The organism is Methyloligella solikamskensis, from assembly GCF_042676065.1.
GTDB lineage: Bacteria > Pseudomonadota > Alphaproteobacteria > Rhizobiales > Methyloligellaceae > Methyloligella > Methyloligella solikamskensis.
Window position 1 is genome coordinate 315,122 of the sequence record NZ_JBHTJO010000001.1, and the last position, 14,769, is coordinate 329,890.

Here is a 14,769-nt window from a genome sequence, read left to right on the forward strand (position 1 = left end):
GGGTCGATTGCGCGGCAAATCTCAAAGCTGATCGACGGACAGACACAGAATGGCAGCGGAGCGTTACGACGCGGCGGCGCGGGAGCGCTATTGGCAGGAAAAATGGGACAACTCTGCGGTTTTCGCCGCGGACGAGGCCGATTCGCGCCCGAAATACTACGTGCTGGAGATGTTCCCCTATCCGTCGGGGCGCATCCATATCGGCCACACCCGTAACTACACCATGGGCGATGTGGTGGCGCGGTTCATGCGGGCGCGCGGCCATAACGTGCTGCATCCCATGGGCTGGGACGCCTTCGGCATGCCGGCGGAGAACGCGGCCATCGAGCGCGGCATCCATCCCGGTGAATGGACGTACGACAATATCGCCACCATGCGCGACCAGCTCAAGTTGATGGGCTTTTCCATCGATTGGGCGCGGGAATTCGCTACCTGCGATGTCGAATATTACGCCCAACAGCAGAGCCTGTTTCTTGATCTCATGGAAGCCGGGCTGGTGGAGCGGAAGACCCGCAAGGTTAACTGGGACCCAGTCGACCAGACCGTGCTCGCCAACGAGCAGGTGATCGACGGCAAAGGCTGGCGGTCAGGCGCGCCGGTCGAGCAGCGCGAGCTGGCCCAGTGGTTCTTCAAGATCACCGAGTTCGCCGACGAATTGCTGGAAGGCCTGGAGACGCTGCAGCGCTGGCCGGAGAAGGTCCGGCTGATGCAGTCGAACTGGATCGGCCGGTCGGAAGGTCTGCTGCTGCTGTTCGAGACGGTCGCCGATACGGCGCCGGAAGACGTGCCGACGATCCAGGTCTTCACGACTCGGCCGGATACGCTGTTCGGTGCGAGCTTCCTGGCGATTGCGGCAGACCATCCGCTGGCAAACGCGGTCGGCGAGAAGGACAAGGCTGCTGCCGACTTCATCGCCGAGTGCCAGCGCCACGGCACGAGCGCGGCGGAGCTGGAGACCCTGGAGAAACGGGGCTTTGATACGGGCGTGCGGGTGGAGCATCCGGTGATCGAAGGCGCCACCCTGCCCGTCTATATCGCCAACTTCATCCTCTCCGAATACGGTACCGGCGCGATCTTCGGTTGCCCGGCCCACGACCAGCGCGATCTGGAATTCGCCCGGAAATATGATCTGCCGGTCACGCCCGTGGTGCTGCCGCCGGATGCGGACGCGGCGAGCTTCGCCATCGGCGACGAGGCCTATACGGGCGACGGCACGATGATCAATTCCGGCTTCCTGGACGGGATGGATGTCGACGCGGCCAAGGCGGCCATGAGCGATCGGCTGGAAAAGCAGACGGTTCGCAACACCCAGCAGGGCGAGCGGAAGATCCAGTTCCGCCTGCGCGACTGGGGCATCTCCCGGCAGCGCTATTGGGGCTGTCCGATCCCGATGATCCACTGCGAAAAGTGCGGGATCGTTCCGGTGCCGAAGGAGCATCTGCCGGTGAAGCTGCCCGACGACGTCTCCTTCGAAAAGCCGGGCAATCCGCTCGACCATCATCCGAGCTGGAAGCACGTCAAGTGTCCCAGCTGCGGCGGCGGCGCCCGGCGCGAGACCGACACCATGGATACGTTTGTGGATTCGTCGTGGTATTTCGCGCGTTTCACGGCGCCGCGGGCCGAGACACCGACCGTGCCGGAGATCGCCGATGAATGGCTGCCGGTCGACCAGTATATCGGCGGCATCGAGCACGCGATTTTGCATCTGCTCTACGCCCGCTTCTTCACCCGGGCCATGCACCGCACCGGCCATGTGGGGCTGGACGAGCCGTTCGCCGGCCTGTTCACCCAGGGCATGGTGACCCACGAGACCTACCGGACCAAGGACGGCCAATGGGTCGAGCCCAGCCTGGTGCGGATCGAGGGCAGCGAAGGCGACCGCAAGGCCTTCCACACTGGGACGGGCGAGGAGATCGCCATCGGCTCTCTGGAGAAGATGTCAAAATCCAAGAAGAACACGGTGGGGCCGGAAGAAATCGTCGATCAGTACGGCGCGGACACGGCTCGCTGGTTCATGTTGTCGGACACGCCGCCGGAGCGGGATATTCAGTGGACGGAATCGGGCGTCGAAGGCAGCTATCGCTTCCTGCAGCGCATGTGGCGGATGACCGGCGAGGTGGCAGCGCTTGGCGAAGCGCCTGCCGAAGCGCCTTCGGACATGAGCGATGCGGCAACCGACCTGCGGCGCGCGACCCACAAGGCCATCGCCGCGGTGACGGCTTCGATCGAGAATCTGCGCTTCAATTCAGCGGTGGCGCAGATCTACGAGCTGTCCAACGCGCTGTCGTCGACCCTGAACAAGGCGGGCGACACGCCCGATGCCGGTCTTCACTTCGCGCTGGCGGAGGCGACCAAGAAGTTGGCGCGGTTGGCCGCCCCAATGGTGCCGCATCTGGCGGAAGAATGCTGGTCCATGCTCGGCCATCACGGACTTTTGGCCCAGGAAGCCTGGCCTTCGCCGGATCCCGCGCTGGTGGTCGACGATCAGGTGACCATCGCCGTTCAGGTCAACGGCAAGAGGCGAGACGAATTGACGATTGCACGAGACGCCTCAAAAGAAGATATTGAGGCTGCAGCATTAAAACTGGAAAATGTTGCGCGCGCCATCGGGGGCAGGGAAATCAAGAAGATCGTTGTCGTGCCGCAGAGGATCGTCAATGTCGTGGCGTAACGGCCATATCATGGGTGATACCAACGTCAGTGACGCCCGTGGCCGGTCTTTCCGCAAGGTTGGCCGGACAGTGGTGATGCTCGCCCTGCTGGCTGGCGCTGGGCTCACCTTGAGCGCCTGCGGCGGCGTGCGCCCGCTTTACGGCACCTCGGCGAGCGGCGAATCCACCAAGGCGATGATGGCCGCGGTGGAAATTGCGCCGATTCCGGGTCGTGTCGGACAGCGTGTGCGCAACGAGCTGATCTTCGACACGACCGGCGGCGGGACGAAAGCGCCGAGCCGATATACGCTCAAGATCGTGCTGCGCGAGAAGGTCACCAAGGAAATGGTGCTCCGGAGCGGTGACGCGACCGGCGAGGTCGTGACCCTCGATGCGCAGTATCAGCTGGTGAACAAGGCCGACAATCAAGTGTTGAAGACCGGCGTCGCCACAGGTCGCGCGGCCTACGACCGCTACGACAAGACCTTCTCCAACGTCCGGGCGCAGTACAACGCTCAGGATCGCGCCGCCGATACGGTGGCGGATAGCATCCGCACTCAGGTCGCGGCCTTCCTCGCCACATCGGCCTGATCCCGTCTCACGGGAATTTTGTCATGGTCGCCGTCAAATCCTCCGGCGTTTCCCGTTTTCTGAAATCGCCCGACCCGGCCTGCCGAGCCGTGCTCGTCTATGGTCCGGACACCGGTCTCGTTTCCGAACGCGCCGCCGCGCTGCAGAAGCGCTTCGCCGAGGGGGCGGAGGAAGCAGAGGTCGTGAGGCTCGACGATCGCGACTTCGCGGAAATGGACGGACGGCTTTCGGTGGAGCTCGGCACTATGCCGATGTTCGCCGACCGCAAGGTTGTGCGGGTGGCGGCGGGCGCGCGGCTCAATCCGGATGAGCTGAAGGCTGCCTTGGCCGAGCCGCCGGAGACAGCGCTGATCGTCGAAGGCGGCAATCTCAAACCGGATTCCGCTCTTCGCAAGCTGTTCGAGAAGCTGCCCCATGCGGCAGCACTTCCCTGCTACGCGGAAGAGAAGAATCTCGGCGCACTGATCGACGAGGCCTTCGCCGCCGCGAAGATGAATATCGATCGGGAGACGCGGACCTATCTGATGAACCGGCTGGGCGCCGACCAGGCGCTGTCACGCTCGGAGATCGACAAGCTCATTCTCTACGCCGCCGGCAAGGACCGGGTCGGCCCCGACGATATCGATGCGGTGGTCGGCGACAGCGCCGAAGTCGCGGTGGAGAATTTCGTCTATCTCGTGAGCGGCGGCGATTCCCGCGGCGCGTTACGGCAGCTTGGGCGGCTGGCGGGGGCCGGCACCCCGCCCCAGGTGGCGCTTGCCGCGCTCGGCCGTCACTTCATGAAGCTGCACATGGTCGCCGCGGCTGAAGCGGCGAACGGTTCGGCGGATGCCGCCTTGCGCAAAATCCGCCCACCGATCCATTTCAAGCGGCGGGATGCGTTCTTACGGGACAGCCGCCATTGGGGCTCTCACCGGCTGCAAGCGGCTCTGCCGCGCATCCAGGATGCGGTGATGAAGGCCAGACTTTCGCCCGCGCTGGAGCAGGCCCATGCCGAGCGGCTGGTGCTTGCTCTAAGATCCCGCTGATAGCGATTTATCGTTTTAAATCAGTGACTTAGTCCGCGCAGGAGACGCTCGCGCACGTCCTCCAGCTGCTCCAGAGTCGAGTAGCGGATGCGCAGCTCGCCCTTCTCGCCCTTGCCCGGACGAAGCTCCACCTTCAGGCCGAGCACCTCTTTCAGTTCCTCCTCGGCGGCCCGGGTATCGGGATCCTTCGCAACGCTGGCCTTGCCGGACGACTTCTTCGCCTGCCCGCCATTCTGGACCAGCGCCTCGGTCTGCCGAACCGACAGCCCTTCCTTCACGACACGGGCGGCGAGCAGCTCGGCGTCCTGGCGGCCGATGAGCGCGCGGGCGTGGCCGGCAGACAGATCGCCGGTGGCGACATAGCGGCGGACCGCTTCGGGCAGCTTCAGGAGACGCAGCGTGTTGGCGAGATGACTGCGGCTCTTGCCGATGACCCGGGAAAGATCCTCCTGGGTGTAGCCGTGACCGTCCATGAGGGAGCGATAGCCTTCCGCCTCCTCGATGGCATTGAGATCCTCGCGCTGAACGTTCTCGATAATGGCGAGCTCGACCGACTCCTGATCGGTCAGCGAACGAATGACGACCGGCACCTCGTGGAGGTTCGCCTTCTGTGCCGCGCGCCAGCGACGCTCGCCCGCGACGATCTCATAAGTGTCCTTGCCTTCCTGGGGCCGGACGATGAGCGGCTGGACGAGGCCGCGCTCGCGGATCGAATCTGTGAGCTCAGCGAGATGCTCGTCGTCGAAATGGCGGCGCGGATTGAACTTGCTCGCCTTTAGGGCCGAGAGCGGCAACATGCGCTGATCTTCGATCTTGGTGAAATCGGCCTCGACGCCGTCGCCCAGCAGAGAGGTCAGGCCGCGGCCCAGCCGCTTCTTTTGAGTGGTCGCTGTCATGGTCTTTCCGCCGACGATCCGGCGCCTCCTCCGCTAGCCCCGCCAAGAGTCCGGGGCGATCCTCTACGCCGCAACTGACTTATTCCTCTGCCGCCTCACGCCGCCCGCATCCGGCGCTCGCGCTCGATCACCTCCGAAGCGAGCTTGATATAGGCCTGGCTTCCGGCGCAGCGATAATCGTAGAGCAGCACCGGCTTGCCGTGAGACGGGGATTCCGCCACCCGCACATTGCGGGGAATGATCGTGGAATAGACCTTGTCGCCGAGCACCCGCCGCACGTCGTCGACCACCTGGTCGGAGAGCGCGGTGCGCTGGTCGTACATGGTGAGCACGACGCCGTGGATATGGAGCTTCGGGTTCAGGCGGCCACGGATCTCCTCCACGGTGCTCAGGAGCTGGGCCAGACCTTCCAGCGCGAAGAACTCGCATTGGAGCGGCACGAGCACGGCGTCGGCTGCGGCCAGCGCGTTCACGGTCAGAAGGTTCAGGCTCGGCGGGCAATCGATCAGCACATAGGTGGTGCGCTCGGCCGGGTCCTCGCCGGCGACCATGGCGGCGATGGCGTCGCGCAGACGATAATGCCGGCCGCTTGCCATGCCCGTCTCGCGCTCGAACGCCATGAGGTCGATGGTGGCGGGCGAGATGGTCAGGCCCGGAACGGAAGTCTGGAACCGCGCATCCTTCAGGGTGCTGGTGCCGCTCATCACATCGAAGGTGGAGACACCGCGATCTTCCGCGCCGACACCGGTCGAGGCATTGCCTTGCGGATCGAGATCGATGATGAGCACGCGCTCGCCCACCGCGGCCAGGGCCGTGCCGAGATTGATGGCCGTCGTTGTCTTGCCGACGCCGCCCTTCTGATTGGCAAGCGCCAGGGTGCGGGTGCGGGGAGCAGGGCTGCCGCTGCCGCCACCACCGAATTTCGGAAAGCTGATCATCGCTTGGTCGCCTTTTGGCGGGAGTGTCGAAGACCGGTTACGTCCACGATGGTCGACTCCTTCGATGTGAGGCTCGGATGGGTCTCCACGCGGAAGCGCCAATCCTTCTTCGCTTCGTCGATCTCGCGGGAGGCGTCACGCCCCTTCAGGAACAGGCCTCTCGTCTCTTCGCCGAACAGGGGCTCTGCGAGCCCGAGCAGTTTGGGCAGAGGCGCGAGCGCGCGGGCGGAGATAATGTGAGGCGCTTCAGATAGGCTGTTTCGGCGGAGATTTTCAATGCGGACGGGGTGGATCTCCACAGGGGCGTCAGTCGCAGCGGCGACTTCGGCCAGGAACCGGCATTTGCGCTGATTACTCTCGACGAGATGCATTTTGAAGTCCGGGTCGCCCGATTTCAGGATCGCCACAACGAGTCCGGGGAAGCCTGCCCCCGAGCCCAAATCCAGCCAGAGTCGGGCTTTCGGCGCAAGCAAAGTTAACTGCGCTGAATCGGCGAAATGACGCGTCCAGACGTCTGGGAGCGTGGATTTTGCGATGAGATTCGTCCAGCTCTGCCACTCGCTGAGGAGCTCCTGATAGCGCTCCAGCCTGTGGATAGTTTCACGTGAAACATCAAAGGCTTTCGCGAAGGCTTTCGGACCGTCCGCATTGAGGGCGGGCTCCGCGCCGTCGAGAGCGTCCTCGCTCACGCGGATTTCACCTTCGCAGGCGCGTTCTTCTCCGCCTTCGCCTGACGCTTCACATGGGCCAGGATCAGCATCAGCGCGGCGGGGGTCATGCCATCGAGACGCGCCGCCTGGCCTAGGCTTTCCGGCCGGCGCTTCTGCAGCTTCTCGCGCAGCTCATTCGAGAGACCGCTGATGGCCTCGTAAGCAAAGTCCTGCGGGATCCCGATGGCCTCGTCCTTGCGGAAGGCGGCGATGTCGTCTTCCTGGCGCGCGAGATAGACGGCGTAGCGGGCGTCGGTGGCGAGCTGCTCGGCGATCGTTCCGTCGAGCGTATCGAGCTCGGGCCAGAGACCAACGAGATCGCTGAACACGATGTTCGGATAGGAGAGCAGGTCGAAGGCGCTGCGCTTCTTGCCATCCTGATTGAGCTTCAGCCCGGCCTTGGTCGCAGCGCTCGGGCTGATGACGAGTGACTTCAGCAACGCTTCGCCTTCGGTCAGGGCGGCGCGCTTCTTCTCGAACATGGCGGCGCGCTCTTCGCCGACACAGCCGATGCGGATGCCCATGGGCGTGAGCCGCTGATCGGCATTGTCGGCACGAAGGGCAAGCCGGTATTCGGCGCGCGAGGTGAACATGCGATAGGGCTCGGTGACGCCGCGGGTCACCAGGTCGTCGATCATGACGCCGAGATAGCCGTCGGCGCGGGTGACGATGAAGGGCTCGGCCTCGCCGCGTGCGGTCAGCGCGGCATTGATGCCTGCGATGAGACCTTGCGCGCCCGCCTCCTCATATCCGGTCGTGCCGTTGATCTGGCCGGCAAGGAACAGACCCGGTGCGACCTTCACTTCAAGGCTCGCACGCAGCTCCCGCGGATCGACGTAGTCGTATTCGATGGCGTAGCCGGGCCGTTTCACGTGAACGTTCTCGAGCCCCGGGATCGTCTTCAGGAAGGCGTGCTGCACCTCCTCGGGCAAGGACGTCGAGATGCCGTTGGGATAGATAGTGTCGTCGTCGAGACCTTCCGGCTCCAAAAAGATCTGATGGGCCGCGCGGTCCTTGAAGCGGACGACCTTATCCTCGATGGACGGGCAGTAGCGCGGACCGACGCTTTCGATGTCGCCGGAATAGACGGCGGAGCGGTCGAGGTTCTCCGCGATGACCTTGTGGGTCTCTTCGGTCGTGTAGGTGATGTGGCAAACGGTCTGGGGCGTCTCGATGCTCTCGGTCAGAAACGAGAAGGGGACCGGAGGCTCGTCGCCCGCCTGCACGTCCAGCTTCGACCAGTCGATGCTCGCCCTATCGAGGCGGGGCGGGGTGCCGGTCTTCAGACGGCCCATCTGGAGACCGAGCCCGTAAAGGCGCTCCGAAAGTCCGAGGGCAGGGGCTTCGTCCATGCGGCCTGCGGGGATCTTCTGCTCGCCGATATGGATTAGCCCGCGCAGGAAGGTGCCCGTCGTCAGGACAACGCTGCGCGCGCCGAAGATCCGTCCGTCTTCGGTAACGACGCCGGCGATGCGGCCCTCCTCGACGATCACATCGTCCACGGCGCGTTCGATGACGTCCAGATTTTCTGTCTCAGCGATCGCCGCCTGCATGGCCTCGCGATAGAGCTTTCGGTCGGCCTGAGCGCGAGGCCCCTGCACGGCCGCGCCCTTGCTGCGATTGAGCAGACGAAACTGGATGCCGGCCTTGTCGGCGACACGGCCCATAAGACCGTCCAGCGCATCGATCTCGCGGACCAGATGTCCCTTGCCCAAACCGCCGATGGCGGGATTGCAGGACATCTCCCCGATGGTCGAATGCTTATGGGTCAGCAGCGCCGTCTTGGCGCCCATGCGAGCGGCCGCAGCCGCGGCCTCGCAGCCAGCGTGGCCTCCGCCGATCACGATGACGTCGTAGGCTTGCGCACTGCCATTATGCTGATCGTCCCGGATCATGGGTCGAACGCCGTCTCTCGATTGTTTCAAGGGATCTTGCGCTGGAGATAGCGCGTTGCGAGCCTCGATACAATCGGCTGGGGGTTTGCGGCAATTTTCGCAGGCGCCATTCTCCCATGGGTTGCTAAGCTGATGTCTTCGGTCGGAAGGGGAATCGTTGAATGGTCAAACATGCGCTGCCCGCTGGAACGCCAGTGCTCCAGCCTTATCTCGTGGTCAGCGATCCGGACCGCCTCATCAATTTCATCCGCACGGTCTTCGGCGGCACCGAGGCCATGCGTATTCATCGCCCGGATGGGACGATCATGCATGCTGAGGTGCGGATCGGGAATTCCGGCGTGATGATCGGCGGGGCGACGGAGAAGGATCCGGCCCGTCACACCATGCTGCATGTTTACGTGGCCGATCTGGAGGGTGCATTCGCGACGGCCTATGCCCATGGAGCCGAGCAGATCGCACCGCCGATGGATGCGGGGGACGGGGACCGTCGCGGGGGCTTCCGCGATCCGTTCGGCAATGAGTGGTGGGTCGCGACCCGGATAGAGACCCTGAAGACCAGCGAGATCGAAAAGCGGCTCAGAGAGAAGGCGCCGTCAAACTCATGAAGCGATGTTTCACGTGAATCATTTCAGGGCCTGAGCCGCCCGGATTGTTTCACGTGAATCATTTTCCGATGCAGAACTCGCCGAAGATAGCGCCGAGGATCTCCTCGACATCGATATGCCCCGTGAGCCGGCCGATATGCCGGGCGGCGATGCGGAGCTCCTCCGCCGCCAACTCGTGCTCTCCCTCCTCATTCAGAAATCTCTGAAGCGCCGACGCGGCGGCTTCGATCTCTGTCCGGTGACGCGCACGGGTGATGGCGGGCGGTTCGCCGCCTTCTTCCAGACCGTCCGCCGCACGCCGCTTGATCTCGTCCAGAAGCGACCCGATTCCTGCGCCGGTCTTCGCAGAGATGGGAAGCACTTCGACCGCGCCTGCATCGGCCACCTGGTCGATCTTGTTGAGAACGGGGAAGGGGGCGAGCTTCCCCAGATCGGCCGGCGGGTCGGTCTGCGGGTCGGTCGCATCAATGAGCCAGAGCACCAGGTCCGCATCGCTGGCCCGGGACAGGGCCCGGCGCATGCCTTCGGATTCGATCTCCCCGCCGCCTTCGCGTAGTCCCGCCGTGTCGGTAAGGATGACAGGAAGACCATCGAGATCGAGATGCACCTCGACAAGGTCGCGCGTGGTGCCCGCCTCCGCCGAGACGATGGCGACGTCCCGCGCAGCAATGGCATTCAGCAGGCTCGACTTGCCCGCATTGGGCGGCCCGGCGATGACGATGCGAAAGCCCTCGCGAAGACGTTCGCCAGAGCGCTTCTGAAGTTCGGCGGTCAGCTCCTGGAGGAGAGCGCTGGCTTCCTGCTTCGCCTGGACCATGGCGTCGTCGGCGACGTCTTCCTCGTCAGAGAAATCGATGCTCGCTTCGGCCAGGGCCTGGGCGCGTAGGATGTGCTCCCGCCAGCCTGTCGCCCTATCCCGCAACGACCCTTCGGCCTGGGTCAGCGCCTGATTTGCCTGGGCGGCCGTCTCCGCATTGATGAGATCGGCCAAGCCTTCGACGGCGCTCAAGTCGAGTTTGCCGTTCTCGAAAGCGCGGGAGGCGAATTCCCCCGGCTCGGCCAGGCGCACGCTCTCTCGCGTTAACGAAGCATTAACCACGTTCTGACTGACCGCCCGGCCGCCATGAATATGGAGCTCAGCCATGTCCTCGCCGGTAAAGCTCGCAGGCCCCGGAAACCAAAGCACGAGACCGCGGTCCAGCAAGGAACCGGTGGCGGGGTCTGTCAGTCTCCTCAGGGTGGCGCGGCGCGGCGCGGGCAGGGCGCCGGCGAGCGCGGTCACCAGATCGCGCGTCCCGGGCCCGGAGATGCGCAGCACGGCGATGGCGGCGCGGCCCTGACCACTGGCAAGGGCGATGATGGTGTCGGTGGTCGGCATTGGAAGCGGCAATTCTTTTTCGTCGCGTAAACCACAAGAGAAGCGCGGCAGAGGTTACCCTGTCCTCGATCCATTCACGACAGGAGCATCATGACGGACAGCACATCCCATAATCGTCTCGGCGAAGAGACCAGCCCCTATCTGCTGCAGCATCGGGACAACCCTGTCCATTGGTGGGCGTGGGGCGACGACGCGCTGGCCCACGCGAAAGAGACGGGCAAACCGATCCTCCTGTCGGTCGGCTACGCGGCCTGCCATTGGTGCCACGTCATGGCTCATGAGAGTTTCGAGGACGACGAGGTCGCCGCGGTCATGAACGAGCTCTTCGTCAACATCAAGGTCGATCGCGAAGAGCGGCCGGACGTCGACTCCGTCTACATGAGCGCATTGCATCAGCTTGGCGAGCAGGGCGGGTGGCCGCTCACCATGTTCCTGACGCCGGATGGCGAGCCCTTCTGGGGCGGCACGTATTTCCCGAAGGAGCCGCGCTTCGGCCGGCCGGGCTTCACCCATGTGCTGAGGGAGATCGCGCGGATCTATTCAGAGGAACCGGACAAGATCCGGAAGAACGCCGAAGCGCTTAAGGAGCGGCTGCAGCCGGCAGCACCGCGCCAGGCAGGCGCACCGAACGAGCCGCTGCTGGAAGATCTTTCCACTCGCTTTCTGCAGGCGGTCGATCCCGACAATGGCGGTCTCCAGGGCGCACCGAAATTTCCGCAAACACAGTTCTTCTCGTTCCTCTGGCGGACGGGTCTGCGCTACGGAAACAAGCAGTCGCAAACTGCCGTGCAGCTCACCCTGAACCACATCGCCCAAGGGGGCATCTACGATCATCTCGGCGGCGGCTTCGCCCGCTACACCGTGGACGACAAATGGCTCGTGCCGCATTTCGAGAAAATGCTCTACGACAACGCCCTGCTGCTTGACCTCATGACCGAAGCCTGGCGCGAGACCAAGGCGCCGCTCTATGCCGCACGGATCGCGGAGACGGTAGCCTGGCTGACGCGCGAGATGACCGTCGAGGGTGGAGGCTTCGCAGCATCGCTCGATGCGGACAGCGAAGGCGAGGAGGGCAAGTTCTACGTCTGGAGGAAGGACGAGATCGAAGAGGTTCTGGAGCCGGAAGAGGCGGCGCTATTTTGCGGCGTCTACGATGTGCGCGCGGGCGGCAACTGGGAAGGCAAGACGATCCTCAATCGGCTCGACACCATCGAGCTGATGGATGACGGAACGGAAGCGAAGCTTGCCGAGATGCGCGCAAAGCTGTTCGCCAAGCGTGCCGAGCGTATCCGGCCCGGCTTCGACGACAAGGTCCTCGCCGACTGGAACGGGCTGATGATCGCAAGCCTCGCCCGGGCCGGCGAGGCGTTCGGCAAGGACGACTGGATCGAGGCCGCAGCCCGCGCCTTCGACTTCGTCTGCGAGCACATGGAGATCGACGGACGGCTCCTCCACGCCTATCGCGAGGGGAAGGCCAAGGCGCCGGCGGCGGCCGCCGACTACGCCAACATGATCGGCGCGGCTCTGGCACTCGCATCGATCACGGACGACGGCCAATATCTCGACAAGGCGAAGGGCTGGGTCGAGGTGCTCGATCGCCATTACTGGGCGGACGAGATGGCGGGCTACTACTTCGCCGCGGACGACACGACGGATCTGATCGTGCGGCCACTCAACGCTCATGACGACGCGACGCCGAACGCCAACCCGACCATGATCGAAAATCTCATGGCGCTCTATCTCTGGACCGGCGAAGAGCGTTACCGGGAGAGGGCGGAAACGATCCTGAATTTCTTCTCGGGTGCCGCAGCGCAAAACGCCGTTGCCCATGCGGGTCTGCTCACCGCATCCCTCGATGTGATGGCACCGGCCCACGTCGTTCTGGTGGCGCCCGAGGACGGCGATGCGGAGGCTTTGCGCAATGCGCTGCGGGAGGTCTCGCTGCCAGGCGCTGTGGTGCAGGTGGTCGGGGAAAACGCGTCTCTGCCGGAGAGCTCTCCGGCTCACGGCAAGACTGCGGTGGACGGCAAGCCGACCGCTTATGTCTGCGTCGGGCCGCTCTGCTCGCCGCCCGTGACCGCGCCGGAGAAGCTCGCCGAGGCCATCAAGGCTGCGCGGGAAGTGCGCCCGGTCTAGCGTCTCGGGAGCGCTACCGGATTTCTTCGCTTAACGAATGTGGAAAGCGTCGGTCTGACTTGCGCAGATCACGAAGTGATGCCATGCATCGTGCATGACAGACGCTTCCGACGAACAGCTCGTCCTCCAGCCACCGAGACCGCTTCGCATCGGCGATGCGGTGCCAAGCTTCACCGCCCGGTCGACGGCCGGCGAAATCTCCTTCGACGATTACCGCGGACGCTGGCTGCTGTTCTTTTCCCACCCGGCCGACTTCACCCCGGTCTGCACCAGCGAGTTCGTCAGCATCGCGCGCGCAGCCGACAAGTTCGCCGAGCTCGACTGCGCGCTGCTCGGTCTCTCCGTCGACAGCCTCTATTCCCACGTGGCCTGGCTGAAGGCGATCGAGGAAGGCTTCGGCGTGACCATTCCGTTCCCGCTGATCGAGGATCCGTCCATGGCGATTGCACGCGCCTACGGCATGCTCGATGCGACGGCTCAGGATACGTCGACGGTTCGCGCGAGCTACTTCATCGATCCCGACGGGATCATCCGGGCAATGACCTGGTACCCGCTGGAGATCGGCCGTTCCGTGGATGAGATGCTACGGACCATCGCGGCACTGCAGCGGACGGCTGGCGGGGACGTCGTCGCGCCGGCCGACTGGCAGCCCGGCGACGATCTGCTCTATCCAGCCATGCCGACCATGAGCGATGCGCATCTCGGCGGGGAGTCGCCGACCTGGTTCTGCCGCAAGCGGGAAAGCGAATGAGCAGCGAGGGGTTCGACAGGAAGAGTGTGACCGAGGCGGCCGAGCGTTTGAAGATCTTCGCCCAGCCCCAGCGGCTGATGATCCTCGCCTGCCTGATCGGTGCCGAACGCCATGTGGGGGAAATCGACGAGATCACCGGCATCGGACAGCCTGCGCTCAGCCAGAAGCTCGCCGAGCTTCGCAAGGCGGGGCTGGTCACGGGACAGCGGATCGCCAAGCAGGTGCATTACCGACTGGCGAGCGAGAGCGTCGCGCTAACAGTGAAGCGGGTCATGGCCAGCGTGGACGGTCCGGCGGGACCAGCGCGCATCACGACAACGCCGCGGGCCACCCCGACCGACTCCAAGCAGGCCGGCGCGGCGCGCTTCGCCAAGATCGGCTAGCGCGGCCCGGCGGCCAGCTCTTACATCACCAGAGTTTCGAAGAGCATGTAGCCGGCGACCGCGAAGACGAGACCGGCGAAGGCGATGTTCAGCGCACCCTTACGCAGGGAGAGTGCACGGGCCGCCACGGCGCCGGCCAGACCGCCTACCACACCCCCCAGAATGAAGACGGCCGCGAGGGGCCAGTCGACCATGTCGGAGAGAGCGTAGTTGAAGGCGGTGGTCAGACCGAAGGCGGTGACCGCCACGAGGGACGAGCCCACGGCATAAAGCGTCGGCATGCCGGTCGAAGCGACCAGCCCAGGCACGATGAGGAAGCCGCCGCCGATGCCGAAGAAACCGGAGAGAGTTCCCGTCATGGCGCCGTAGCTCAGCACCTTCGGCATCTTGTCGACACCGCACTGGGCACCGGCGTCTCCGGTGTGGCTGCGCTTCACCAGCATCATGACGGCTACGGCAATCATCAGCAGGGCGAAGACGATCAGAAGCTTCTGCCCGTCGACCACCTTGCTGATGGAGGAGCCGATCAGTGCGCCGAAGATTCCGGCTGCGCTGAACACCAGCCCGCAGCGCCACTTCACATGGCCGTGGCGGGCGTGGTTGGCGAGATTGGCCGCGGCGCTCACGGCGACGGCCAGGGCGCTGGTGCCGATCGCAAGATGAGGATCGGGCACCTGCACCAGATAGACGATCAGCGGCACGGCGAGGATCGACCCGCCGCCACCGAACAGACCGAGGGTGAAGCCGACCAGGGCGCCGGAGCCGGCGCCGAGGGCGTATTGCAGTGGATCGAGCATCATGGCTTTT

Annotated in this window: 13 protein-coding genes; 7 read left to right on the forward strand and 6 right to left on the reverse strand. The window is 64.5% G+C overall.

Annotated elements, in window-relative coordinates; genetic code table 11:
* Positions 1–49: 49 nt before the first annotated feature.
* The 3 genes from leuS to holA are packed head-to-tail and all read left to right on the forward strand — an operon-like array spanning position 50 to position 4,270.
* On the forward strand, positions 50–2,671 hold the full coding sequence (gene leuS / locus ACFQ2F_RS01535) for a leucine--tRNA ligase (protein ID WP_379084688.1): 2,622 nt from the start codon (positions 50–52) through the stop codon (positions 2,669–2,671).
* Entirely contained in the window at positions 2,658–3,242 is a 585-nt protein-coding gene (gene lptE, locus ACFQ2F_RS01540; protein WP_379084691.1) for an LPS assembly lipoprotein LptE, read from the forward strand. The genes leuS and lptE overlap by 14 nt, the downstream gene beginning before the upstream one ends.
* Before the next feature lie 23 nt (positions 3,243–3,265).
* Entirely contained in the window at positions 3,266–4,270 is a 1,005-nt protein-coding gene (holA, locus tag ACFQ2F_RS01545; RefSeq protein ID WP_379084694.1) for a DNA polymerase III subunit delta, read from the forward strand.
* Positions 4,271–4,290: 20 nt separating this feature from the next.
* Here holA and ACFQ2F_RS01550 read toward each other — a convergent pair whose 3' ends face one another.
* The 4 genes from ACFQ2F_RS01550 to mnmG form a co-directional block, all read right to left on the reverse strand.
* Positions 4,291–5,166, reverse strand: coding sequence for a ParB/RepB/Spo0J family partition protein (locus ACFQ2F_RS01550; protein ID WP_379084696.1), 876 nt, complete (start codon positions 5,164–5,166; stop codon positions 4,291–4,293).
* 95 nt (positions 5,167–5,261) lie between these two features.
* The gene (locus tag ACFQ2F_RS01555; RefSeq protein ID WP_379084699.1) at positions 5,262–6,104 is read right to left on the reverse strand and encodes a ParA family protein; all 843 of its coding nucleotides are present in this window, start codon (positions 6,102–6,104) and stop codon (positions 5,262–5,264) included.
* Positions 6,101–6,793 (reverse strand): 16S rRNA (guanine(527)-N(7))-methyltransferase RsmG, encoded by a 693-nt coding sequence (rsmG, locus tag ACFQ2F_RS01560; protein WP_379084702.1) that lies wholly within the window; start codon positions 6,791–6,793, stop codon positions 6,101–6,103. Before rsmG ends, ACFQ2F_RS01555 begins: the two co-directional genes overlap by 4 nt.
* Positions 6,790–8,709, reverse strand: coding sequence for a tRNA uridine-5-carboxymethylaminomethyl(34) synthesis enzyme MnmG (gene mnmG, locus ACFQ2F_RS01565; protein WP_379084705.1), 1,920 nt, complete (start codon positions 8,707–8,709; stop codon positions 6,790–6,792). Before mnmG ends, rsmG begins: the two co-directional genes overlap by 4 nt.
* A 161-nt stretch (positions 8,710–8,870) precedes the next feature.
* Here mnmG and ACFQ2F_RS01570 point away from each other — a divergent pair, with 161 nt between their 5' ends.
* Positions 8,871–9,314, forward strand: coding sequence for a VOC family protein (locus tag ACFQ2F_RS01570; protein ID WP_379084708.1), 444 nt, complete (start codon positions 8,871–8,873; stop codon positions 9,312–9,314).
* A gap of 58 nt (positions 9,315–9,372) precedes the next feature.
* Here the strand turns inward: ACFQ2F_RS01570 and mnmE are convergent, their stop codons facing one another.
* Positions 9,373–10,692, reverse strand: coding sequence for a tRNA uridine-5-carboxymethylaminomethyl(34) synthesis GTPase MnmE (gene mnmE, locus ACFQ2F_RS01575; RefSeq protein ID WP_379084711.1), 1,320 nt, complete (start codon positions 10,690–10,692; stop codon positions 9,373–9,375).
* 90 nt (positions 10,693–10,782) lie between these two features.
* Here mnmE and ACFQ2F_RS01580 point away from each other — a divergent pair, with 90 nt between their 5' ends.
* The 3 genes from ACFQ2F_RS01580 (at position 10,783) to ACFQ2F_RS01590 (ending at position 13,962) form a co-directional block, all read left to right on the forward strand.
* Positions 10,783–12,828 (forward strand): thioredoxin domain-containing protein, encoded by a 2,046-nt coding sequence (locus ACFQ2F_RS01580; protein ID WP_379084713.1) that lies wholly within the window; start codon positions 10,783–10,785, stop codon positions 12,826–12,828.
* A 94-nt stretch (positions 12,829–12,922) separates the two neighbouring features.
* Positions 12,923–13,579 (forward strand): peroxiredoxin, encoded by a 657-nt coding sequence (locus tag ACFQ2F_RS01585; RefSeq protein WP_379084716.1) that lies wholly within the window; start codon positions 12,923–12,925, stop codon positions 13,577–13,579.
* On the forward strand, positions 13,576–13,962 hold the full coding sequence (locus tag ACFQ2F_RS01590; protein WP_379084719.1) for an ArsR/SmtB family transcription factor: 387 nt from the start codon (positions 13,576–13,578) through the stop codon (positions 13,960–13,962). Before ACFQ2F_RS01585 ends, ACFQ2F_RS01590 begins: the two co-directional genes overlap by 4 nt.
* A gap of 20 nt (positions 13,963–13,982) precedes the next feature.
* Here ACFQ2F_RS01590 and ACFQ2F_RS01595 read toward each other — a convergent pair whose 3' ends face one another.
* A complete protein-coding gene (locus tag ACFQ2F_RS01595; protein ID WP_379084722.1) occupies positions 13,983–14,762 on the reverse strand; it encodes a sulfite exporter TauE/SafE family protein in 780 nt (259 codons plus the stop codon).
* Positions 14,763–14,769 lie beyond the last annotated feature (7 nt).